Origin of the sequence: Algoriphagus sp. A40, from assembly GCF_002002735.1 — a bacterium.
Classification (GTDB): domain Bacteria; phylum Bacteroidota; class Bacteroidia; order Cytophagales; family Cyclobacteriaceae; genus Algoriphagus.
Map to the genome: position 1 here is coordinate 45,833 of NZ_MUNY01000028.1, position 21,116 is coordinate 66,948.

Here is a 21,116-nt window from a genome sequence, read left to right on the forward strand (position 1 = left end):
AGTAACTTCCAAACAGCGGGATAAGCGGCAGTCAAACTTATTTTTTGATAAACGGTTGAATCCTCAAATCAAAGGCTCTTGAAGGAAACAAAAAACAAGGTAATCGTGATCGGTGGAGGGCTGGCAGGGCTGGTTTCCTCAATACTTCTTGCAAAACGCGGTAAGGATGTACTCCTGATCGAAAAAAAGACCTATCCGTTTCACCGGGTTTGTGGAGAATATATCTCGAATGAAGTTCTTGATTTTTTGAAAAGGGAAGCCATCTACCCGGATTTTTTGGAAATGCCTTCGATCTCCCGTTTTGAGTTCAGTGATACCAAAGGCCAAAAAGTCAGGATATCCCTTGATCTGGGTGGTTTTGGTATCAGCAGGTACGTTTTGGATGAATGGTTGTATCAAAAAGCCAAGTTTTTTGGAGTGGAAGTTCTTACAGGAATTCAGGTTTCTACGGTTGATTTTGATGAAAAAACAGACAAATTCTCCTTGTCACTTTCTGATCATTCGGTACTTGAAGGCGATTATGTGATCGGAGCCTATGGCAAGCGAAGCAAATTGGATTTGACGCTCAAGCGGCCATTTATTCAACAACGGAGTCCATTTATCGGTGTGAAATACCACCTGAAAATGGATTTTGTTCGAGACACTGTCGCCCTTTACAATTTCGCAGGTGGGTATTGCGGGATCAATGCTATTGAGGAGGGTAAATTCAATCTTTGCTATCTGGGAAGCCGAGAACAGTTGAGAAAATTTGGTTCTGTAGAAGAAATGGAGCGGCAGGTTTTGTGGAAAAATCCGATACTGGCAAGGATTTTCAGAGAAAGTGAGTTTCTTTTTGAAAAACCCGAAGTCATTAATGAGATTAATTTTGAACCGAAAAAACCGGTGGAAAACCATATCCTGATGGCTGGAGATGCTGCTGGGTTAATTACTCCGCTTTGCGGAAATGGGATGGCAATGGCGATACATTCCGGAAAACTTGCCGGTGAGGCCTTGCTGTCGGGACAAAACCGAAGTGAAATCGAATCAATCTATGCTCAATCTTGGAATGCAGAATTCCGGCAAAGGCTTTGGATAGGAAGGAAAGTGCAACGGCTTTTTGGAGCAAAAGGAGTTTCGGTTTTTGCCCGAAATCTGATTCAGCATCTTCCTTTTTTTGCGAAGCAAATCATCAAAAACACCCACGGAAAACCATTCTGATCAGAACCCGAAAACCTGTAAGATCTGGGTGTTTTCCAGAAAATAGTAAATAAAGAATGCATTCAGGATCAAGGCAGAAATGCTGTTCATGCCCATTGCCCAGGAATAGGAGGCATATTTTTCCGGATTGGAATTTACAAAACCGAACCAGATTAGAAAGAAAAGCATGATCGGAGCCATTGCGCCCAGGTAAATCCAGATTACCTCCACCTGATTTCGATCCAAAAAGTACCAGACAAAGGCTGCACCGGTAAGCGCAAAAAAGAAGGCTGAAAAAATAAATGTTCCCTTGATCCCCAACTTGATACTGAGAGTATGGTCGCCCCGTCGGGAATCTTCCCGATGTTGGTAAACTTGTGTCAATGGGTAATTTCCCCAAAGCATCAGGCTGGTCAAAAGTCCTGGAATTACCACGTGAGGCCTCAAAACCACATCCCAACCCAAGTTGCTCAGCCCGGCATAAGTCATCGCAAAAGTGAAATATCCCTGAAAAAACCCGGCAATAAACCAGCTTGCCCAAGGATACTTTTTGATCCGAATCGAAGGATGTGAATAAGCCATGCTGACAAAAGCATAGACTAATAGCATACTTGCAAAACTCCAGCTGATCATTGCTCCCAAAACCAAGGCAACTAAGAGGAACACCTGCGAAAGCCAATACAAATCCGGGGTGACTTTTGGTGGATGCTTCAGACCTCCGATACTTTCCTCGTCTTTGTCAAAAAAGCTGTTGTACCCATTGCTACTCGGATAGAGGAATAGGTGCAATGCCAAAAACACCAATAACAAGCGGCCCTCATTATGGTTTGGTGTAAGAGCAAGCGCAAAAAGGAATACCGGCATCAGGAAAAGCGAGAAAGGGATGCGCAGATGTTTAAGACTTGAGCTCGTGATCATGATTATTTTTTGTTGACCACTTAACCTTATCAGGCCGGGATGGTTACGTAGATAGCCATCCAATTTAGAAATTATACGTTAACTTGAAATAATGAATTCCAGCATAGTCAGCATCGGCCTTTCCAATCCGGGAGCCCCGATTTCCCAGTCCGAGATTGCCCGATTTATGCAGCTAGCCCATCAGTTGGATGAAACCGAAGGTAGAAGGCTGGGATTTCTTTACCGCAAGACCGGAATCGACAGCCGACACAGTGTTCTGGAAGATTTTGACAAGTTGAGTGTGGAGGATTTTAATTTTTTTCCCAAAAATGAATTGCTCTGTCCATTTCCTGGAACAAAGGCCCGGATGGATGTTTTTCAAAAAACTGCACCTCAATTGGCTTTTGATGCAGCAATTTCCTGTTTGAATCAGGCAGGTGAAAAATCTGAGGCCTTGACTCACCTGATTCTTGTTTCTTGCACCGGAATGGTGGCTCCCGGTGTGGAGCTCCAACTCATGGAAATGTTGGGGCTGGAGGATTCGGTGGAGCGATATTGTGTGCATTTCATGGGTTGCTATGCAGCCTTCACAGGATTGAAGCTAGCTGACAAAATCCTTCGTGCCGAACCAGAAGCCAAGGTTTTGTTGGTTTCGGTGGAGTTATGCACGCTCCATTTTCAAAAAGAATATTCTGAGGACAACCTTTTGGCAAATTCCATTTTTGGAGATGGAGCGGCTGCGGCTTTGGTCATGAATTCTGATATAGGACTGAAAATCAATTCTTACCTCAGTCAGGTACTTCGGGAAGGAGTGCAGGACATGGCTTGGGGGATTGGTGATTTTGGTTTTGAAATGAAGCTCAGCAAATACATCCCATCACTCCTGGATAAGGGAATCAGGCAGTTGAAAGAAGTTTTTGAAAAGAAGTTTCGTCTGAGTCAGATTAAAAATTTTGCGATCCACCCTGGAGGTAAGCAGATCTTGCAAAAGGTCCAGGAGGCATTCGAACTTGGCCCAGAGGTTAATTTCCATGCCTTGGAAGTGCTGAAACAATTTGGAAATATGTCTTCGGCTTCCATTCTTTTTGTGTTGGAACGGATGATGAAAGATCCAGAAGTTCAGGGAGAAATTCTTTCGATGGGCTTTGGGCCGGGATTGACTTTAGAAACTTTGCACCTGATCAAGCAATGAGCAAGTTTGCAAAGCGAAGTGAGGAAAAGGAGCTAATGGACGATCTCGAGTGTTCCGGTGAAGTGCTGGAGCAGACCCTGAAAGAGCTCAAAACTATCAATCGTTGGCTGGGTGGGAATTATGTCACCACCGATGGATTGGCCAAAATCATGAAACACCATCCCAAGGATTCCTATCAAATCGCGGACATCGGATGCGGGGGAGGTGATATGATCCGAGTCATGGATCATTGGGCCAAATCCAAAAAACTCAAAGTGGATTTTGCAGGTATCGATGCCAACCCAAATATAATCGACCTGGCTAAAGTCAGACTTCAGGACGTGACCAATGTCAGATGGCAGGTTCAAAATGTGTTTGAGCAGGAGTTTTTGGAGGAAAAAGTGGACATAATTACTTGCACCCTTTTTACCCATCATTTCACGGATCAAGAATTAATTGGCTTGATTCAGGCTTTTCGCAGCAAAGCTTACCTGGGAATTGTCATCAATGACCTCCATCGGCATTGGTTTGCGTTTCACAGCATTCGGATATTGACCGGGCTTTTCAGCAAATCACCGATGGTGAGAAACGATGCTTCTTTATCCGTTTTGAGAAGTTTCAAAAAAGCTGATCTGGAGAGAATTTTACGGGAGGCCGGAATAAAAACTTTCGAAATTCGTTGGTTTTGGGCGTTTAGATGGCAAGTTTTGGTCTTGTTTTAAATTTGAAACCTACTATTTTATTTATGGAATTGTCTCCGGAAACTATCAAAACACTATTGGAACAAGGTATCCAGCTGGCTTACAAAATCATTCCTTCACTGCTTTATGCCCTGTTTTTTTACTTTGTGGGGCGTTTTATTGTAAACAAACTTGTCAATGGATTCAGCAAAGTTCTGAATAGACGAGACGCGAATCCCTCCCTGAATACCTTTTTGGTGGGTCTGGTGAAAGCTGTGCTCTATGTCTCCTTGTTCATTGGGATTGCCACGATTTTGGGAGTGCCGATGTCCTCTTTCCTGGCGATTTTGGGTGCCGCAGGCTTGGCTATCGGTTTGGCACTTCAGGGCTCGCTCTCCAATTTTGCTGGTGGAGTTTTGATATTATTGTTTAAACCTTTTAAAGTTGGGGACGTCATCGAAGGCCAGGGCCGAACCGGAACAGTGACCAAAATTGATATCCTTTATACCCACCTCAATACCTTTGACAACAAAGAAGTTGTGATTCCAAACGGAAACCTTGCCAATTCCGATGTGGTCAATTTTTCTTCCCAGCCTACCAGAAGAGTGGATCTCAAAATAGGAGTTGCCTACCATACGGATCTCAAAAAGGCAAGGGAAGTGATTTTGGCAATTTTCAAAAATGATAACAGAGTCCACGCAGAACCGGAACCCGTAGTTTTTTTAAACAATTTCGGAGAAAGCTCTTTGGATCTGGTGGTAAGGGCTTGGACGGATACCGAAAACCTTTGGCCGGTCTATTTTGATTCCATGGAGAAAATCAAAGCCTCATTTGACAGCCATGACATTGAGATACCATTTCCGCAGCGGGTTGTTTTCACCAAAAAGGAGTAAAAATCAAATGGCCAACAGGAAACCGGAATTCCTGTTGGCCATTTGAATTTGAACCGGTTTTATTAAGATCTGGGCAAGGTAACGATTTTGGTCTGGTCTCCCACCGTGATAGAGACTTCTCGATCACAGCCATCCGTCCCAAAGTCGACTTTCATTTCTCCTCTACCCACTACCTTGATTTCCATCGATCCTTCATTTGGGATTCGGACTCCCGTGCGGATGCATCGCTCTACAAAGATCAAAGGAGATTTGATTTCAACTACGTATTCATTCCCCTTGCGGTTGATGCCTTTACTGCCGCCTGAGACAGCGTAGACAAATCCTCGGTCACCATTCGGCAAAAATATCTTTTTGGTATGTCTTGCCTCGAAAGTTCTGAAAGTGCCGTCAGGCCAGGTTATTTTGCCTCCTTCCACGACAGTTTTAAAGCTGAAAAACTTGTCATTTTCGTTAAAGCCTTCATTGGTGACCACCCGGATACCTTCAATTTTACGGCCATCCACGTAAAAATCATCAAATCTGGTCGTGATTTTGGAGCCTGGAACCCAATACCTTCCCGTGTAGGTGACAATGATTTTGCCCTTTCGGGTGACGCCTTTAGGGCTGGTGCAGCCTTCCCCAAAATCGATAACCATCCGTTTTTCATTGGGTGACCAATTGATTTTGACCTTTTCGCACAAGTCCTCTTCTAAGGTAATCAGGCTTCTGTCAGCAAATCCATTTCGCTGAAAACCGGTCAGTGTGACCTCATCGATGTCCTCCATAGTTGCCGTCAGGTCCACTTCTTGGGATGTCTCCTCAGTATCTTCAAGTTGACTCGACGGCAAATTGTCATCTTTATCACAAGAAGTAAAAAGCAGGATGCCTGGTAGGGCAAGGCATTTCAGCAGGGCAATACGTGTTGATTTCATGATAGATGGGGATTGATTTCTTGAAATTCGAACTTTAGACTAAAATACAACACGTCAGTTTAATAAGTTATCAATATTTTCTCTAGCCGTTTTCGTTCAATATCAGGAACATAGGCAGGGGTTTTTGGGTGGCCTACCGGCAAAAGAAGAAATGGCTTCTCATTGGATGGCCGTTTTAAAATTTCAGTCAGAAAATTCATCGGACTTGGAGTGTGGGTGACCGTGACCAATCCAGCTTGGTGAATAGCGGCTATCAAAAAGCCGCAGGCTATTCCTACAGATTCACTGACATAATAATGCTGGGTTTTTTCCCCATTTTCCACGCCGTAAGATTGCTTAAAGACGACAATCAGGAATGGAGCCTCTTCCAAAAATGGCTTTTCCCAATCTGTGCCCAGTGGTTTCAGGTCATTTTTCCAGTCTTCTGGCATTCGGTGCGAATAGGAAATTCGCTCTTCTTCCTCAGCTGCTTTTCGTATTTTCAGTTTGATATCCGAATCTGAAATCAGGCAAAACGTCCAAGGCTGTTTATGTGCTCCTGAGGGCGCCGTGCCAGCTGATCGGATGATATTTTCCATAACTTCAAGGGGTACCGGTCGAGTGTCAAATTCACGGACAGTCCTACGTGAATCCATGTCCTTATAGAAGACCATTGAATTTCGGACCAATTCCTCATCTGTCAATTTTGGCCTTTGGTAACGGATATGGTGGAATCCATTGATCAGTTTTTTTTCCATAAAAACAAAAACGGCTATCCCTAAAGATAGCCGTTCCTTTTGGAATGATAGTTTGTCAGTCCAGTGTGATTTCTTTAGATCCTCCCGGATAGGTGACTGTAGCGAGCTTGTCGCAGGTTCCACTGCCAAGATCTACTAAAACTGAGATGTCCAACACACTAAAATCCATCTTGCCTGAACTTGGGACGAACACGTTGGTCCTTACGCACTCTTGGTTGAGTACAAGTTCCTCAGTTACCAGGGCTGTATAGGCAAAACCTTCCCTGCCGGTGCCTGCCGCCGTCCCAGTGATGACTACTGATCCGTTTTCTCCAAGAGTTACCATGCGGGTTTGGGTAGAAGTATAGGTCGCAAAGCTATTGTCTGGCCAGGTTACTTTCCCGTTTTCGATCTTGACATTGAGTGATACTGGGCTGGTGCCGCTTGGTAGATTTCCGGTGATGGTCTTGATTCCTTCGATCTTCAATCCGTCAGCTTCATAGCCTTCCAAGGTGATGTTGGCGGAGATTTTACCCTGAAGCAGTTCGGCCAAAGAGTAGGAAATGAGGATTTTACCCTTCCTTTCTACTCCATTTGGGCTGGTGCATCCGGTACCGAAGTCTATGGTGAGTTTTCCCGCCAATGCGTTGTTGGTGATCGCGGTATTGGAGCAGATGTCTGCGTCAGTGAGTATTCTGGCGCCTAGTCCTATGCCTTGCAAGGCATCAAAAGCCAGCAAATCGATGTCCTCATAGGCTGCGTTGACTTCAAACTGTTCTTCAACGACCGCTACTTTGGACTCGGTAGTGACAGGATCGGGCTCATCGTTGCAGGAAAACAGCAGGACAGGAAAGGCCAAAAGCGAAAGTTTAGCAAGTGTCAATAGATTGGATTTCATTTTGTTATGTTTTAAAAGTCCGAAATTTACTTTTTATTTTTTGATAGTTGATTTTTTGGTTTTGGGATTACTTCCCACACACCCGATGTTTTGGGTTAAAGGGATGTCTGAAGGCAAAATTCCCATACCGGCCCTCATGTCCCATTCTTCAGCTTGATTGGATGGGGAAACCGTTTTAGGAAGTTTTTTGGTTGAATTATCCATTACTTTTTTCAAACGAGCACTTGGGGATAAGATTATTATTTTTGGATGAAAGTTTGAAATCGAAAGAATTTTTCCCCTTTGTCTATCTTTGGGGATGCCCAATTTCGACTTTGTTACTCAAGAATTAGACCAAAAACTCACTAAAAATAAGAAGAAAATAATTCAGGTTTCCCTTGTGCGGTTACTTGCTTTTTTTGGTTTGGGAGCTCTTCTTATCCTCACCTTGGCAGATCATCCATTTTGGGGGATTCCCGCATTTGGGATGGGGTATTTTTTTGTACGTCTCATTCAAACCTTCAATTTCCATAAGGACCAGGAAGCTATCTATCTAGCTTTGCAAAAAATGGACGTTGAAGCCCACCATCGCAAAATGCGGAAGCTTTCTGGATTTGATTTGGGAGTAGAATATTCAGAAAAATCCCATCCCTTTTCTAATGACCTGGATCTTTTTGGGGAGCATTCCCTTTTTCAGCTTTTAAACCATACTGTGACCAAAGGTGGAAAAGACAAGCTCGCCTTGCTGATGAAAAGCAAGTTTGACAAGGACGAATCCCAAAGAAGAGCTCACGCAGTAAGCGAATTGAAATCAAAGCCCTTGTTTCTTCAGGCGATGGAGGCAGCAGGTTTGGCATTGAAAAAAGATGAAAAGGAAGCCGAAAACTGGATAAATTGGTTGAATGCTCAGGAAAAAATCTCCTGGTTGCATCGACTTCTCGCTTTTTTGGGACCGCTTGGCGGAGTTGTCATGTTGGTTTTGGTGACTACTGGAATTCTGCCGGAGGCATTCTTGGGAGTTTGGATTTTGATTGGAATTGGATTTCTGGGTAGCGTTTTTCAGCCTCTCAAAAAAGCCGCAGAAGCAATTCCATCAGCTGCCACCCTAAAATCCTATCTGATTCGGACTGATTTGATTGAAAAAGAAGATTTTCATGGTGAGGAACTGAAAAGTGCGAAAGCCGAGTTGAGTAAAGAAGGAGTTCCCACATCAGGACTTTTGGGAGAGTTAGATAAGCTGGGCCTTTGGGCCCAAAATCGGATTAATCTGCTGTATTTGCCGATCAACTTGCTGTTTTGGACAGACTTCCTCCTTTTTGTTCAATTGGCTTCCTGGAAAAACCGAGTTGGTCAATCTCTGAGTCATCTGCCGGAAAATCTCGAAAAATGGGAAGTTTGGGTTTCTTTGGGAGCTTTTGAAGTCGAATTGGGAGGCTCGGGAAATGTGGAATGGACGGATGATTCCCAGCTGTCGGCAATTGACTTAACTCATCCACTGATTTTTCCCGAAAAAGCAATTTCCAATTCCATTGACTTTGATGAGCAACATAGGCTGATTTTGCTGACCGGAGCAAATATGAGCGGCAAGACGACCTTTATGCGAACTCTTGGGATCAACTGCGTTTTAGTCAATCTAGGTTTGAGTCCTTTTGGGAAAAATTTAAAACTCGGACGGGTTCAGTTGTATACCAGTATGCGCAATTCGGATAACCTGGGTGAAAGCGTGAGTTCCTTCTATGCCGAACTTAGAAGAATCCACATCCTGCTTGAAAGGCTTGAATCTGGAGAGAAATTATTTTTTCTTTTGGACGAAATTCTAAAAGGAACCAATACTCAGGACAGGATATCCGGATCCGAAGCTCTGGTTCTCCAAATTCTCCAAACCAAAGGATTTGGCATTATCAGCACCCATGACATTGAATTGTCAGAATTGGAACAAACTGTGGAAAAAGTCCACAATTTTTCATTCCATTCAGAGATTCACGATAAGTCCATCGACTTTGATTACAAAATCAAAAAAGGGCCCTGTCCTAGTTTTAATGCCCATAAACTGATGGAGCTGATGGGTATACGGTTCAATAAAGCCTAGTTTATGGCATTGGGATTGGATAAATCAATTCGAAAATCAATTGTTTACCTAAACCAAAAAAATCATGAATTCTTTATTGTATATCATCGCAATCGTATTGATCATTGGATGGTTGTTGGGAGTGTTTGTCTACAGTGTTGGTGGACTTATCCACATCCTTTTGGTCTTGGCAGTTGTTTCCATCTTGCTCCGATTAATCGGCGGGAGTAGGGTCTAAAGCCAAATACCCAACGATGTCAAATTTTACCATGCCTCTTTCTCTGAGAATCTGTTAATTTTGGCCTGTCTATGGCCAATACATCACAAAACCAGATTCTCGGAGTTCTTGGAGGTGGGCAACTGGGTCGCATGCTGATTCAGTCTGCCATCAATTACAATCAGGATATCCACATACTGGATCCTGATCCCAATGCTCCTTGCAAGGACATTGCTCAGCATTTTCAGGTAGGGTCGCTCAAGGATTTCGATACCGTTTATTCATTTGGATCCAGTTGTGATGTGCTCACAGTTGAGATTGAGGCTGTCAATACCGACGCACTTCAAAAGCTTGCCGATGAAGGCAAAAAAGTTTTCCCCCAGCCGCACATTCTGAAGTTGATTCAGGATAAGAGGGAACAAAAGCAATTTTATCTGACTCACGGCATCCCAACAGCGGACTTTGTCCTGACTGAAAACAAGGCTGATGTCATCTCCAAGAAGTCCTTTCTCCCGGCTGTAAACAAACTGGGGAAAGAAGGCTATGATGGCCGAGGAGTTCAGATTTTAAGGTCAGAAAATGACTTGGAAAAAGCATTCGATGCTCCTGGACTTTTGGAAAAACTGATTGATTTCGACAAAGAAATCGCAGTAACCGTGGCCCGAAATGAAGCCAGTGACCTCATTGCCTATCCTGCAGTGGAGTGCGCTTTTCACCCGACCGCCAATCTGGTAGAGTTTCTTTTTGCTCCAGCCCAGATTTCTCCGGAGGTTGAAAAAAAGGCTCAGGCTATCGCCAAAGAAGTAATTCTCAAACTTGAAATGGTCGGAATCCTGGCAGTGGAATTATTCGTCACCAAATCAGGCGAAGTCTTGGTCAACGAAATTGCCCCGCGCCCTCACAACAGTGGACACCATACTATTGAAGCCAATTTCACTTCTCAGTTTGAACAACACCTGCGCTCGGTGATGAATTGGCCTTTGGGCAATCCCGACTTGAGATGTCCTGCCGCTATGATCAATCTGCTCGGTGAGGATGGATATTCCGGTCCGGCGATCGTCGAAGGAAAAGAAGAAGCCCTGGCCGAGAAAGGGGTGTATATTCACCTTTACGGAAAAAAACTCACCAAACCTTTTCGGAAAATGGGTCATGTGACGATTCTTGATGAGAATATCAGCAGTCTCAAAGCCAAAGCTCACCGAATTAAAGAATTGATCAAAATAAAATCCATCTCATGAATCCACAGGTAGGAATCATCATGGGAAGTCAGTCTGACCTCCCCGTCATGGCAGAAGCTGCCCAGTTTCTCGAAGAACTCGGAATCGCCTACGAGCTCACTGTGGTAAGTGCGCACCGTACTCCCAGACGCATGATCGACTATGCAGAGTCTGCCCGGGAGCGTGGGATCAAAGTCATTGTAGCCGGTGCAGGCGGAGCGGCACATTTGCCAGGAATGGTCGCCTCTTTGACTAGTCTTCCGGTGATCGGCGTGCCGGTCAAAAGCTCCAATTCCATTGATGGCTGGGACAGTATTTTATCTATTTTGCAGATGCCAAGCGGCATACCTGTGGCTACAGTTGCCCTGAACGGAGGAAAAAATGCGGGTATTTTAGCTGCATCAATTGTCGGAGCCTATGATTCCGAAGTCGGTGCCAAAATGGATTCATTCAAAAAAGGTCTTCGTGAAAAGGTCGAGGAATCCGCCGCCGAGCTAGAGGCAAAGGGATGGAAGAGCGTACTGAAAAAGTAGGTTTAAAGGTGGAAATGTTGAAAAGTTCGCTAAAGCCCAATCCCTTAACACCTTCCAAGGCGTCGTCAATCGTAATTCTTAAATCGTAAATACCTTCATGGATTGGAAAAAGCCTGTCAAATTCAAAATCGGATCTGAGGATTGGGAAATGCCCCTGAACGTGCTGGTTTTGCTGGGGTTTATTACCCTGGTTTTGCTGGGATTGGGTGCATGGATGGGATTTAGTTTTGGCAGTCCCAATTGATGGTTTCTTGAAAAAAAGGATTGAATTCTAGACCTTGAAAATTGAATTCATCAGAGAAATCAAAGCAGTGGAATCCCTCAATCCAAGCAATACCGGAATAGCTAAAAGCTGCACAATAGCTACCAGGACGTATGAGAAATAGATTTTTTTCTCCCTCCTGTAATCCAGAATGATCAGAATAAGCACCACCAGGAATATTAAAAACTGGTTCCAATTGAATACATCTGACCAAGAGAAAGGGAAATCTGAAAACTGGGCTGGCTGGTAAATCATTCCCAAAGGGATGAATGATAACCTTGTGGTAGCTGGAGAGAGTACCCAAAAAACCGTACTGATCATCCATCGGGAATGGACTTTGGTGTTTTTTGAATTCCAAATCGCCGCAAGAACAGAAAAGATAAACCCGCTGATAAAGATAAAGTCCATGAGGGAAAGACTGTAGCGGACCTCATAGAGAGGGCTTTCTGCAGTAGCCATCATGTTTCCCCGGATCACTCCCAAAGCAGAAGCTGTTACAAACCCCGCAAGAATTACCCCAAAAATTCCGACTTTCTTGTGGATCCGGATCGGGCGATAATGGTAAAGCCAGGGCTGTATGATCAGGATGATGTACCATGCTGTGGCTGAAATTCCGTGCAGATGCCATTGAAATGAAGCGTCCGCAAAGTCCGTCCAATAGTGATTGAAACCGATCAGCGTAAGGACAAAAGGGAGGATCAACCAAAAGTGAAGCTTGGGAAAAATTTTCATAAAGAACCTGTTTTGAATTGGAATCCTAAAGTGTTCGGGTATTCAAATCAAATCAGCAGAAAATTTAAACAGCTGAAATTCAATGGAAAAGGTAAGCTATTTGGAGGAAAACTACTCTTTTCCTGATGAATTATGCAAAAGCCGGATGCGCCAGCCTGCATCGGTTTTGACCGCAACGACTGTTTCCAGCCAATGGATTTTCCTTGGAGGCGAGTTTTCGGTCGTGAATGTGGCGTAATTGTGATAGCTAACCAAGGCGACATCACCTTTCACTTCGATGGAAAAATAGTCAAACCTGTTTTCCCTCTTGGCTTGGGGAGTTCTCGATTTGGCCCTTTCCACATAATTCCGGGTGGAATCGTTGTTCCAGATTTCCCCGTTTTCGATCAGCATAAAATGCTCCGTAAAGTAGTCCGGTATTTTCTCAGCTTTAAACTGGGTCAAAACATCCTCAAAAGCTCCCTCTATCAGCTTTTTCAGGAGAATTTCATCCTGACTTTGAGCGAAAGCAGTGGAGGAAAAAACAGCAAATGCTGCGATCGAAAGTATAAGTCTGGTCTTCATAGAAGTTGGATTGGCAGGAATAAATATTGGCATAATTTCTTGTTATTAAGCAATATTGCCCAGCCATTTTCAAAAGAGAAGATCCATTTTGAGCCGATTAGTAAAGCTAATCGGCTCAATAAAATTAAAAATATGAGCCGAATAATAATATTAATCGGCTCAAAAAAGTTGTATATTTGAGCCGAATAGAAAACCTAATCGGCTCATGAGCTACAATTGGCAACAGACAGGCTGGCCAAAATTTGAGTTTACACCAGGAATCATCGAGGATGTACAGCTTAAATTTTTGCTCAAATCCGGAAAATCAAGCGGGCAATATTCCGGGATTTCCTTGGAGAAGAAAGACCAGCTTCTCGTGGATATCCTTTTGTCTGAGGCGATCAAGACATCTGAAATTGAGGGCGAATTCATGAGTCGGGTTGATGTCATGTCATCCCTCAAGAAGAATTTGGGCATTCACGAAGAGCAGCCTCGATTGGTGAAAGACCATCGGGCTAAGGGCATTGCCAAGCTGATGATCGCCGTGCGCCAAACCTGGAAAGAACCGCTGAGCGAGGCCATGCTTTTTGCCTGGCATGAAATGCTCATGGAAGGCAATCGCTACATTCAAGCAGGGGAATGGCGAAGCGGAACCGAACCCATGCAAGTCGTTTCGGGTGCCTTGGGCAAGGAAATTGTCCATTTTGAAGCACCTCCATCATCACGCGTTACTGATGAGATGGGCCAGTTTATTGCCTGGTTCAATGCCACTGCCCCGGGTGAACCAAAGGCTATTTTGAATCCAATCCTGCGTTCGGCTTTGGTGCATTTGTATTTTGAAAGCATCCATCCCTTCGAAGACGGAAACGGTCGAATCGGTCGAGCTTTGGCAGAAAAGGCGCTGCATCAAGGCTTGGATCAGCCCATATTGATCAGCTTGTCTCAAGTCATTGAGGCCAAGCGACTGTTCTATTACGATCAACTCAAGAAGGCTCAGCGGAGCCTCAAAGTAGATGACTGGTTGCTGTATTTTGCCGATGTGGTGATGAAAGCTCAGGAAAAAGTCGAGGAGCTGATCGAGTTTTCCCTTCAGAAAACCAAGTTTTTCGATGCGTTTAGCAAGGAATTGAATGAACGGGAATTGAAGGCATTGAATCGAATGCTCGATGAAGGTCCGGAAGGATTTGAAGGCGGCATGAATGCCAAGAAGTACATCGGGATCACCGGCGCATCCAAAGCCACAGCCACCCGTGATCTGCAGCATTTGCGGGATTTGGGGATTTTCGTGGCTGAAGGTGGAGGGCGAAGTGTTCGGTACCAAGTGAAGCTATCCTGATAGTTGCCTTTGCCTCAAGCTTTTCCAAAGTTTAAAACTTTGGAAAAGCTCGTTACTTTGGGGAAATCAAAGACAATGAACCAACTAGTCCAACTCCGACATACGCTCCATCAATTTCCTGAAGTTGGTTTTGAAGAAAGCCAAACTGCTCAACGGATTTTGGAGTTTTTCAGACCTCTTCAGCCGGATCAAACTTTCGAAAATCTGGGAGGTACAGGTCTGGCTTTTATTTTTCGGGGGAAGAGGCCGGGAAAGCGGATGCTTTTCCGCTGTGAACTGGATGCCTTGCCCATCGAAGATCTTAAGGAAAGTCCTTACCAAAGTCAGATTCCCGGCAAAGGTCACCTTTGCGGACACGATGGACATATGGCGATCATTTGTGGTTTGGGAGAAAAACTTTCCCAAAACCGACCCGAAACAGGCGAAGTCGTGCTTCTTTTTCAGCCTGCTGAAGAGACAGGCGATGGAGCGAGAGCCATTTTGAATGACCCAAGGTTCGAAGAAATCCGGCCCGATTTTGCTTTTGCCCTGCACAATCTTCCCGGTTATCCGCTTCATCAGATTGTGATGCGAAAAGGAACTTTTGCAGCAGGAAGTACCGGAATGACCATTTTCCTGAAAGGTAAAACTTCGCATTCGGCTCATCCCGAAGCTGGAATCAACCCGGCTCAGACTCTAGCCCAACTGATCAAAGAACTGCCAGAACTTCCCAGAACCCTTTCTCATTTCGGTTTATTGACACTTATTCATTCCGAGTTGGGAAGTTTGGCTTTTGGTACCAGTGCGGGCAAAGCCAGTTTGAGCATGACCTTGAGAGCTTTCGACCAAAAGGATTTGGATGATTTGATCGAAAAAGTAAAGGCAAAAACAAAGGCGGTGGCGGAACCGGAAGGATTGGAAGTGGACTTTGGTTTTGTGGAGCAGTTTGCCGTCTCGGTCAATGACCCGGACTTGTATCTCGTGGTGGAAAAAGCCGCACAAAATCTCGGACTTACCTTGACTGAAAAGCCTGAGCCTTTCCGCTGGTCGGAGGATTTTGGCCTGTTTTCACAGGTTTGTCCTTCGTTTTTATTTGGACTGGGAGCTGGAGAAAATTGTCCCCAACTGCATGAAGGAACTTATGATTTTCCGGATGAACTGATCGAGACAGGAGTGGGGATGTTTGAGGAGATACTCGGGTTTGTTTGTTAAAGACCTGGCAGGTTTTCAAAACCTGCCAGGTCTATTCCTTCAAACCACTTCCCACTTTTTTGATCAAAAGGACTACCTGACGATCTTTTTCATCCACTTTTTTTGAAGTATCAGGAAAGGGCTTGAGATCCACTAACTCGACTGAGTACCCTTCTATCGTTTGGATGTTCGGCACCTTGTTTCCAAAGTTCGGTGCAGAACTAAGATTGAATACCTCTTCCTGCCCATTTAGATTTACCGAAATCCGGACTTCCACCATCCCGGCCCAAATGCATGTGGCACCAATCGGACATCTGGAGTCGGAGATCAAATCCAGAAAAGTGACTGAAATAGGTTCCGTGCAATGAGTCACTGTCCTACCAAAGGGAATTTCGACAGGTTCTCCAATCATAAAGCTTGTGCAGGGGATTTCCTCCTCACAACTTGAAAAAATAAGTAAACAAGCAAGGAGTCCTGACACCGATTTCATCTGCCTGGATCTTTTTGGTTTAAAAATAGGAAGTTCCGATTGGGGTTTCTCATCGGATGAAATAAAAACGAAATGGAATGATGATTCGCTACAATTGGGGGAATTAATCCGAGACCTGGCAGGTTTCGAAAACCTGCCAGGTTTAAACTGGAAAAATGGAATAAGTGGTGAATGTTTGCTGGATTTTACCAGAATTTGGTCTCCAGCATCAGCATGCAAGCCACGCCCAACACAAAGGCTGAAACGATCAGTGTCCATTCTTTGCGGCTGACACCAGCCAGGCTAAGCAGAGAAGTTGCCAACAGAAAAGCTGATACAATAACGATTTGCCCGACTTCCAGTCCTATATTAAATGCCAACAGGGGTTGCCAGATGCTGGACTCTTTGCCGAGCAGTTCCTTCAGGTAATTGGAAAAACCCAGCCCGTGGATCAGGCCAAAAAACACCGCAAAGATATAATTGAGGGGTATTCCTTTGCCATTGGAAGGTTTGGGTTTGAAGATGGAAACCAATGCCGTAATTGCGATGGTGACCGGAATCAGAAATTCGATGACTTCGGATCTGACCTGGATGACATTGAATGTGGCCAATGCCAGTGTAAGAGAATGTCCTATGGTGAATGCCGTGACGAGGATGAGGATCTTTTTCCAATCCCGCGCCACATAAATTGCGCAAAGGGCCAAAATAAACAGGATATGGTCAAAGCCCCGGATGTCCAGAATATGCTGAAGTCCAAGCTTGAAATACAACTGAAATAAATTCATGATGGGGTGATACTTCCGCTATTGAAGTAAATTGCCGCAATAATACTGGATTAATCCCACATAAGGCACATTGAGCTGACCAAATGCAACACTTTTACATTTCGTTGATTTTCCCGGTTTGGATGGCTCTCGTTCATCCTTTTTTTATCAGCTTAACCGAAATGAGCTATAATTCTGAAAAGGGTAAAATGGAGATTTCCCAGAAGATTTTTTGGGATGACCTCGAGGTGGGACTGAGTAATCATTTTGGGGAAAAGGTGAATTTTCTTCAGCCAAAAGACAAAGCCACTTTGGACCGCCAGGTCAAAACCTACCTGGAGAAACACAATCAGATCCTGGTCAACGGAAAATCTATTACTCTGAATCTGCTGGGCTATGAAGTGGATGGCGAGGCGGCTTGGTTTTACCTGGAATCCTCACCTGTCGATCTTCCCAAATCGGTCGAAGTCACTAATACCCTTTTATTGTCAGACAGACCGGGCCAGCAAAATATTGTTCATGTCTATAACCAGTCCAAATCTCCGAGAAGTCTCCTGCTCAGCGAGGGAAATGAAAAAGGTAAGATTGAATTTCAGAAGTGAGAAATAAGAGGCAAGAAAAAAAGCCGCCAGACCTCAATCTGACGGCTTTTTAAATCCGAAATCACAAATCCGAAACCCGAAATCAGAGTTTCTCAAAAATCCTTCTGAAGCTGGTTGCCTCGGCGATTCGGCCATGGAGTTCGGAGATAGCAATTCGCTCCTGCTCGGTGGTGTCGCGGTGACGGATAGTCACAGTATTGTCTTCCAAAGTCTGGTGATCTACGGCGATACAGAACGGCGTGCCAATCAGATCCTGACGTGCATAGCGCTTTCCGATTGAAGCTGCATCTTCGTAGATGATGTTGAAGTCGTACTTCAGCAATTCCACGATTTCCTTTGCCTTTTCCGGCAAGCCGTCTTTCTTCACGATCGGAAGGATGGCGGCTTTCACCGGAGCGATGGCAGGATGAAACTTCAGATAAGTTCTGCTTTTCTCCTCTGAAGATTCCTCAGTGTAGGCATTGCAAAGCGTCAAGAGGAACAATCGATCCGCACCGATGGAGGTTTCGATCACATACGGGATGTAGTTTTGATTGATTTCCGGATCGAAGTACTGCTGCTTTTTCTTGGAAAACTCCTGGTGGGATTTCAGGTCAAAGTCTGTTCTAGAGTGAATTCCCTCCACTTCTTTGAACCCAAATGGAAACTCAAACTCGATGTCCATCGCAGCATTTGCATAGTGAGCGAGTTTTTCGTGATCGTGCTTTTTGAGCTTTTCCGCAGGGGTACCCAAGGCCAAATGCCATTTCATACGAGTCTCAGACCAGTAGGCGTACCAGTCCATTTCGGTGCCAGGACGAATGAAAAACTGCATCTCCATTTGTTCAAATTCACGCATCCGGAAGATAAACTGCCGCGCCACGATCTCATTTCGGAAAGCCTTTCCGATCTGAGCTATCCCAAAAGGAACTTTCATTCGTGCCGTTTTCTGCACGTTGAGGAAATTGACAAAAATCCCCTGAGCTGTCTCAGGACGCAAATAAATGGTGGAGGAATCTTCCGCTACGGAACCCACTTGGGTTGAAAACATCAGGTTAAACTGACGTACATCGGTCCAGTTGGAGGTGCCGCTGATCGGACATTTGATGCCTTCGTTGGTGATCAGGTCACGGACTCCGTCCAAATCTTCTGCTTCAAGCAATCGCGCCAAAGCAGCAGTCAAGGACTTTCCTTTCTCCGCTTGACCTTCTTTTTCAAGTTTGGCTGCATGTTCTTCTACCAAGACATCGGCTCGGTATCGCTTTTTGCTATCTTTGTTGTCGATCATCGGATCGTTGAAGCTGTCCACGTGACCGGAAGCTTTCCAGGTGGTCGGATGCATGAATATCGATGCATCAATTCCGACGATATTGTCCTGCACGCGAGTCATGGTTTCCCACCAAAGACGCTTCAGGTTATTTTTCAATTCAACTCCGTAAGCCCCGTAATCATACACTGCCTGCAGGCCGTCGTAGATTTCAGAACTTGGGTACACAAACCCATACTCCTTGGCATGGGAAATAATATCTTTCAATTGAGCATTTTCGCCCGGGGTCTCTGTCTTTGCCATAGGCCGCAAAAATAAAGAAACAAATTGATTTGAAGCAGGATGTAAATTTCCATTTCCGGCTTAAAACCTGCTTTTATTCAAAAAAAGCCACAACCCAGATAGGATTGTGGCTTGGTTTACTGGATAGGATTGATTTATCTAAAAGTGTATTTAAATCCAATACCACCTCTAAGATAGCTATCGTGATGACTTGCAAAAACTGGGGCAGCTTCGATTAAGAAACCAAAATTTTTCGAACTGAAAGGCTTGATGAGTACACCAAAAGGAATTGCAAAATACACATCATCATGATGTTCATGCTTATCATTCCTGTGATAGTCTCCAAAAAGGCCAAGAGCAGCCCCGACATAAGCGTTGACTTCACTCTTTCTGACAAAATTATACCCACCCATCAATTCAAGACCTATGTTGTCGCCTAAACCCAATCGTGCTTCTCCGAAAAATTCTTTATCCGGATCGGTACCGACTGTGATGAATGTACGGGTATTTTGAAAGTTGATTCCTGCACTGACCTGGGCCTCAGCCATAGACACAATTCCCATCAGGAAAAAGGCGAGAAATAATAATTTTTTCATGACAATTGGATGTTGTTTGGACTACCAATCAGACAAAGTCTAAGCCAATCCAATTACCAATTGCCTTCTAATTGGGTAATTCTTCTGCCTTCCTGAGCGCTTTTGAAGGCTGTTTCGATGATTTTCAACACCGAAATTGTCTGAGACAAAGTCACTTGGAGTGGCGTTTCTTTCAAAATAGCATCAGCTACATTTTTATAAAAAATCCTGTAATCTCCGGGCAAAGTCGGATAAGTAAGGGTTTCATTTTCTAAATAAACCTTCCCCCACCGATCTTCGGGATCGACTCCCCAGTTTGGTCCTTCCGGTATTTTGCCGTCTTTAAAAGCCTGCTCCTGTGCATCCAAAAAGAATTTTTGGAAAGATCCATTTTGGCCCAAAAGCAGGAATTTCGGAGTTGGGACATTGACCAATACCCCAGCGGTGACTCGTGCTTTTAATCCCGGATAATACAGTGAAATGTCAAAAAAATCGTCTGCAACAGCATTCATTCGCTGTTTTTGGATGTCGGCAAAGATTGCTTCCGGCTTTCCGAAAAGCAGCACGACCTGATCGATCAGGTGAGATCCAAGGTCGAAGGTAATCCCGTTTCCGGGCACTTCTTTTTCTCTCCAGTTTTCGGAAACATTCGGTCTGAACCGGTCAAAATGCGATTCCAGGTAGACCAAGTCTCCAAGAGTTTTTTCGGCTACCAGCTGTTGCAATGTCCGGAAGTCTCCATCGTACCTGCGGTTGTGAAAGACGCTGCAAACCAGGTTCTTTTCAGCGGCGATTTTTTCCAACTCTTCAGCCTCAAATGAATTGATCGTCACAGGTTTGTCCACCACCACATGCTTGCCTGCTAAAAGGCATTGCTTGGCCATCGGAAAATGAAACTCATTTGGGGTGGTGATGCAGATCAAGTCTGCTGCATCAGCTTCCAACAATTCCTCGAGGCTTCGAAAAGTCCTCACTTTGGGGAATTTTCCCTCACACCGATTCCCATTGCGCTCCACAATTGCCACAAAATCCAGATCAGGGCACACTGAGATCAGTGGAGCGTGCATTTTTTCTGCCACAGAACCATAGCCCACCAAGGCAGTTCGGATTTGTTTATTCATCGCAAAATTGGATTAAAGGTGCATTTCATTGACCTTCTTGATCAACTCGATTCGGGAGGAGACTTGCAGTTTTTGATGGATATTTTTGCGGTGAGTCTCTATGGTCTGAATACTCAAGCTCAATTGATCTGCAATATCGCGGTTGAGCAATCCATCGCTGATCAGTTTCAGGATTTGGGTTTCTCTTCTGGAAAGCCGGTATTTTTCCCGAAAAGCGTCAAAGAAAGGGGTGACATCTGATTGCTGAATTACCCGTTTGAAATCCATTAGGAAGCGACCTTCATGGACTTCAATGATGGTGAATATCAGTTCGTCAGGATCAGCATCCTTCAGTATAAAAGCATCGGCACCGAGGCTGGCGCATTCCTTAAAAATCTTTTCCTCGTCATACATCGACAGGACGATTACCTTGAGGTTGGGATGGTGTTTTTTGCAGTGACGGAGTACCCCAAAACCATCAACGATGGGCATGTTGAGGTCTGTTAAGACCAAATCCACTTCCTCGCTGTCCAAATATTCCAACAATTCTTTCCCGTTTGGAAACAGCCCGGTGACCAAAAAACCCTCATGTTCTTCGATAAGTCCTTCGAGTCCTTTTGCAAATAACTTGTGGTCGTCAGCCAGGGCGATCCGGATCATTTTTTGAAATATAGGTTTG

23 protein-coding genes and 1 pseudogene are annotated in these 21,116 nt (G+C 44.6%); 12 read left to right on the forward strand and 12 right to left on the reverse strand.

The window, feature by feature from the left end:
- Positions 1–72: 72 nt before the first annotated feature.
- Positions 73–1,197 (forward strand): annotated as a pseudogene (locus B0E43_RS23555) (NAD(P)/FAD-dependent oxidoreductase); the annotation flags it as partial.
- Here the strand turns inward: B0E43_RS23555 and B0E43_RS23560 are convergent.
- Positions 1,198–2,094, reverse strand: a complete 897-nt coding sequence (locus B0E43_RS23560; RefSeq protein WP_077346126.1) for a UbiA family prenyltransferase — start codon at positions 2,092–2,094, stop codon at positions 1,198–1,200.
- Between the two features lie 91 nt (positions 2,095–2,185).
- On the opposite strand from B0E43_RS23560, the gene B0E43_RS23565 reads away from it, so the two are divergent.
- The 3 genes from B0E43_RS23565 to B0E43_RS23575 are packed head-to-tail and all read left to right on the forward strand — an operon-like array spanning position 2,186 to position 4,817.
- On the forward strand, positions 2,186–3,265 hold the full coding sequence (locus B0E43_RS23565) for a type III polyketide synthase (RefSeq protein ID WP_077346082.1): 1,080 nt from the start codon (positions 2,186–2,188) through the stop codon (positions 3,263–3,265).
- Positions 3,262–3,966 carry a methyltransferase domain-containing protein gene (locus B0E43_RS23570; protein ID WP_077346083.1) on the forward strand — a complete coding sequence of 235 codons (705 nt, stop codon included), beginning with the start codon at positions 3,262–3,264 and terminating at the stop codon, positions 3,964–3,966. Before B0E43_RS23565 ends, B0E43_RS23570 begins: the two co-directional genes overlap by 4 nt.
- A 23-nt stretch (positions 3,967–3,989) precedes the next feature.
- Positions 3,990–4,817 carry a mechanosensitive ion channel family protein gene (locus B0E43_RS23575; RefSeq protein WP_077346084.1) on the forward strand — a complete coding sequence of 276 codons (828 nt, stop codon included), beginning with the start codon at positions 3,990–3,992 and terminating at the stop codon, positions 4,815–4,817.
- Between the two features lie 62 nt (positions 4,818–4,879).
- Here the strand turns inward: B0E43_RS23575 and B0E43_RS23580 are convergent, their stop codons facing one another.
- Genes B0E43_RS23580 through B0E43_RS23590 form a run of 3 tightly spaced genes read right to left on the reverse strand, consistent with a single transcriptional unit; the run spans position 4,880 to position 7,342 of the window.
- Positions 4,880–5,728 carry a hypothetical protein gene (locus B0E43_RS23580; RefSeq protein WP_077346085.1) on the reverse strand — a complete coding sequence of 283 codons (849 nt, stop codon included), beginning with the start codon at positions 5,726–5,728 and terminating at the stop codon, positions 4,880–4,882.
- Positions 5,729–5,787: 59 nt separating this feature from the next.
- Positions 5,788–6,465, reverse strand: coding sequence for a nitroreductase family protein (locus B0E43_RS23585; protein ID WP_077346086.1), 678 nt, complete (start codon positions 6,463–6,465; stop codon positions 5,788–5,790).
- Positions 6,466–6,520: 55 nt separating this feature from the next.
- A complete protein-coding gene (locus tag B0E43_RS23590) occupies positions 6,521–7,342 on the reverse strand; it encodes a hypothetical protein (RefSeq protein ID WP_077346087.1) in 822 nt (273 codons plus the stop codon).
- A gap of 298 nt (positions 7,343–7,640) precedes the next feature.
- Here B0E43_RS23590 and B0E43_RS23595 point away from each other — a divergent pair, with 298 nt between their 5' ends.
- The 5 genes from B0E43_RS23595 to B0E43_RS23615 all read left to right on the forward strand — a co-directional run bounded on the left by B0E43_RS23595 (position 7,641) and on the right by B0E43_RS23615 (position 11,600).
- Entirely contained in the window at positions 7,641–9,410 is a 1,770-nt protein-coding gene (locus B0E43_RS23595; protein WP_077346089.1) for a hypothetical protein, read from the forward strand.
- Between the two features lie 64 nt (positions 9,411–9,474).
- Positions 9,475–9,627, forward strand: a complete 153-nt coding sequence (locus tag B0E43_RS23600) for a lmo0937 family membrane protein (RefSeq protein WP_139352624.1) — start codon at positions 9,475–9,477, stop codon at positions 9,625–9,627.
- Positions 9,628–9,698: 71 nt separating this feature from the next.
- Positions 9,699–10,844 (forward strand): 5-(carboxyamino)imidazole ribonucleotide synthase, encoded by a 1,146-nt coding sequence (locus B0E43_RS23605; protein WP_077346090.1) that lies wholly within the window; start codon positions 9,699–9,701, stop codon positions 10,842–10,844.
- Positions 10,841–11,356: a 5-(carboxyamino)imidazole ribonucleotide mutase gene (purE, locus tag B0E43_RS23610; RefSeq protein ID WP_077346091.1), complete on the forward strand. Its 516-nt coding sequence runs from the start codon at positions 10,841–10,843 to the stop codon at positions 11,354–11,356. The genes B0E43_RS23605 and purE overlap by 4 nt, the downstream gene beginning before the upstream one ends.
- Before the next feature lie 97 nt (positions 11,357–11,453).
- Positions 11,454–11,600, forward strand: a complete 147-nt coding sequence (locus B0E43_RS23615; protein ID WP_168171869.1) for a hypothetical protein — start codon at positions 11,454–11,456, stop codon at positions 11,598–11,600.
- 27 nt (positions 11,601–11,627) lie between these two features.
- On the opposite strand, the gene B0E43_RS23620 is transcribed toward B0E43_RS23615, so the two are convergent.
- Positions 11,628–12,350, reverse strand: a complete 723-nt coding sequence (locus B0E43_RS23620) for a hypothetical protein (protein ID WP_077346092.1) — start codon at positions 12,348–12,350, stop codon at positions 11,628–11,630.
- A 111-nt stretch (positions 12,351–12,461) separates the two neighbouring features.
- Positions 12,462–12,914 carry a nuclear transport factor 2 family protein gene (locus B0E43_RS23625; protein ID WP_168171870.1) on the reverse strand — a complete coding sequence of 151 codons (453 nt, stop codon included), beginning with the start codon at positions 12,912–12,914 and terminating at the stop codon, positions 12,462–12,464.
- Between the two features lie 205 nt (positions 12,915–13,119).
- Between B0E43_RS23625 and B0E43_RS23630 the strand changes: the two genes are divergently transcribed.
- Entirely contained in the window at positions 13,120–14,229 is a 1,110-nt protein-coding gene (locus tag B0E43_RS23630) for a Fic family protein (protein ID WP_077346094.1), read from the forward strand.
- 75 nt (positions 14,230–14,304) lie between these two features.
- Positions 14,305–15,420, forward strand: a complete 1,116-nt coding sequence (locus B0E43_RS23635; RefSeq protein WP_077346095.1) for an amidohydrolase — start codon at positions 14,305–14,307, stop codon at positions 15,418–15,420.
- Positions 15,421–15,451: 31 nt separating this feature from the next.
- Here B0E43_RS23635 and B0E43_RS23640 read toward each other — a convergent pair whose 3' ends face one another.
- The gene (locus tag B0E43_RS23640; protein ID WP_077346096.1) at positions 15,452–15,811 is read right to left on the reverse strand and encodes a hypothetical protein; all 360 of its coding nucleotides are present in this window, start codon (positions 15,809–15,811) and stop codon (positions 15,452–15,454) included.
- Positions 15,812–16,074: 263 nt separating this feature from the next.
- Positions 16,075–16,653, reverse strand: a complete 579-nt coding sequence (locus tag B0E43_RS23645; protein ID WP_077346097.1) for a HupE/UreJ family protein — start codon at positions 16,651–16,653, stop codon at positions 16,075–16,077.
- A gap of 122 nt (positions 16,654–16,775) precedes the next feature.
- Here B0E43_RS23645 and B0E43_RS23650 point away from each other — a divergent pair, with 122 nt between their 5' ends.
- Complete coding sequence (locus tag B0E43_RS23650) at positions 16,776–17,234, forward strand: DUF6702 family protein (RefSeq protein ID WP_371454139.1); 459 nt, start codon at positions 16,776–16,778, stop codon at positions 17,232–17,234.
- Between the two features lie 82 nt (positions 17,235–17,316).
- Here B0E43_RS23650 and B0E43_RS23655 read toward each other — a convergent pair whose 3' ends face one another.
- From B0E43_RS23655 to B0E43_RS23670, 4 genes are all read right to left on the reverse strand, one after another.
- Positions 17,317–18,783, reverse strand: coding sequence for a glycine--tRNA ligase (locus tag B0E43_RS23655; RefSeq protein WP_077346099.1), 1,467 nt, complete (start codon positions 18,781–18,783; stop codon positions 17,317–17,319).
- A 134-nt stretch (positions 18,784–18,917) separates the two neighbouring features.
- The gene (locus B0E43_RS23660; RefSeq protein ID WP_077346100.1) at positions 18,918–19,358 is read right to left on the reverse strand and encodes an outer membrane insertion C- signal; all 441 of its coding nucleotides are present in this window, start codon (positions 19,356–19,358) and stop codon (positions 18,918–18,920) included.
- A gap of 53 nt (positions 19,359–19,411) precedes the next feature.
- Complete coding sequence (locus B0E43_RS23665; protein ID WP_077346101.1) at positions 19,412–20,458, reverse strand: oxidoreductase; 1,047 nt, start codon at positions 20,456–20,458, stop codon at positions 19,412–19,414.
- 12 nt (positions 20,459–20,470) lie between these two features.
- Entirely contained in the window at positions 20,471–21,097 is a 627-nt protein-coding gene (locus B0E43_RS23670; protein WP_077346102.1) for a response regulator transcription factor, read from the reverse strand.
- Positions 21,098–21,116 lie beyond the last annotated feature (19 nt).

Excerpts from the sequence above, each read along its gene's own strand:
- B0E43_RS23560 (WP_077346126.1), bottom strand. The coding sequence starts at position 2,094 with ATGATCACGAGCTCAAGTCTTAAACATCTGCGCATCCCTTTCTCGCTT.
- B0E43_RS23565 (WP_077346082.1), top strand. The coding sequence starts at position 2,186 with ATGAATTCCAGCATAGTCAGCATCGGCCTTTCCAATCCGGGAGCCCCG.
- B0E43_RS23570 (WP_077346083.1), top strand. The coding sequence starts at position 3,262 with ATGAGCAAGTTTGCAAAGCGAAGTGAGGAAAAGGAGCTAATGGACGAT.
- B0E43_RS23575 (WP_077346084.1), top strand. The coding sequence starts at position 3,990 with ATGGAATTGTCTCCGGAAACTATCAAAACACTATTGGAACAAGGTATC.
- B0E43_RS23580 (WP_077346085.1), bottom strand. The coding sequence starts at position 5,728 with ATGAAATCAACACGTATTGCCCTGCTGAAATGCCTTGCCCTACCAGGC.
- B0E43_RS23585 (WP_077346086.1), bottom strand. The coding sequence starts at position 6,465 with ATGGAAAAAAAACTGATCAATGGATTCCACCATATCCGTTACCAAAGG.
- B0E43_RS23590 (WP_077346087.1), bottom strand. The coding sequence starts at position 7,342 with ATGAAATCCAATCTATTGACACTTGCTAAACTTTCGCTTTTGGCCTTT.
- B0E43_RS23595 (WP_077346089.1), top strand. The coding sequence starts at position 7,641 with ATGCCCAATTTCGACTTTGTTACTCAAGAATTAGACCAAAAACTCACT.
- B0E43_RS23600 (WP_139352624.1), top strand. The coding sequence starts at position 9,475 with ATGAATTCTTTATTGTATATCATCGCAATCGTATTGATCATTGGATGG.
- B0E43_RS23605 (WP_077346090.1), top strand. The coding sequence starts at position 9,699 with ATGGCCAATACATCACAAAACCAGATTCTCGGAGTTCTTGGAGGTGGG.
- purE (WP_077346091.1), top strand. The coding sequence starts at position 10,841 with ATGAATCCACAGGTAGGAATCATCATGGGAAGTCAGTCTGACCTCCCC.
- B0E43_RS23615 (WP_168171869.1), top strand. The coding sequence starts at position 11,454 with ATGGATTGGAAAAAGCCTGTCAAATTCAAAATCGGATCTGAGGATTGG.
- B0E43_RS23620 (WP_077346092.1), bottom strand. The coding sequence starts at position 12,350 with ATGAAAATTTTTCCCAAGCTTCACTTTTGGTTGATCCTCCCTTTTGTC.
- B0E43_RS23625 (WP_168171870.1), bottom strand. The coding sequence starts at position 12,914 with ATGAAGACCAGACTTATACTTTCGATCGCAGCATTTGCTGTTTTTTCC.
- B0E43_RS23630 (WP_077346094.1), top strand. The coding sequence starts at position 13,120 with ATGAGCTACAATTGGCAACAGACAGGCTGGCCAAAATTTGAGTTTACA.
- B0E43_RS23635 (WP_077346095.1), top strand. The coding sequence starts at position 14,305 with ATGAACCAACTAGTCCAACTCCGACATACGCTCCATCAATTTCCTGAA.
- B0E43_RS23640 (WP_077346096.1), bottom strand. The coding sequence starts at position 15,811 with ATGATTGGAGAACCTGTCGAAATTCCCTTTGGTAGGACAGTGACTCAT.
- B0E43_RS23645 (WP_077346097.1), bottom strand. The coding sequence starts at position 16,653 with ATGAATTTATTTCAGTTGTATTTCAAGCTTGGACTTCAGCATATTCTG.
- B0E43_RS23650 (WP_371454139.1), top strand. The coding sequence starts at position 16,776 with ATGGCTCTCGTTCATCCTTTTTTTATCAGCTTAACCGAAATGAGCTAT.
- B0E43_RS23655 (WP_077346099.1), bottom strand. The coding sequence starts at position 18,783 with ATGGCAAAGACAGAGACCCCGGGCGAAAATGCTCAATTGAAAGATATT.
- B0E43_RS23660 (WP_077346100.1), bottom strand. The coding sequence starts at position 19,358 with ATGAAAAAATTATTATTTCTCGCCTTTTTCCTGATGGGAATTGTGTCT.
- B0E43_RS23665 (WP_077346101.1), bottom strand. The coding sequence starts at position 20,458 with ATGAATAAACAAATCCGAACTGCCTTGGTGGGCTATGGTTCTGTGGCA.
- B0E43_RS23670 (WP_077346102.1), bottom strand. The coding sequence starts at position 21,097 with ATGATCCGGATCGCCCTGGCTGACGACCACAAGTTATTTGCAAAAGGA.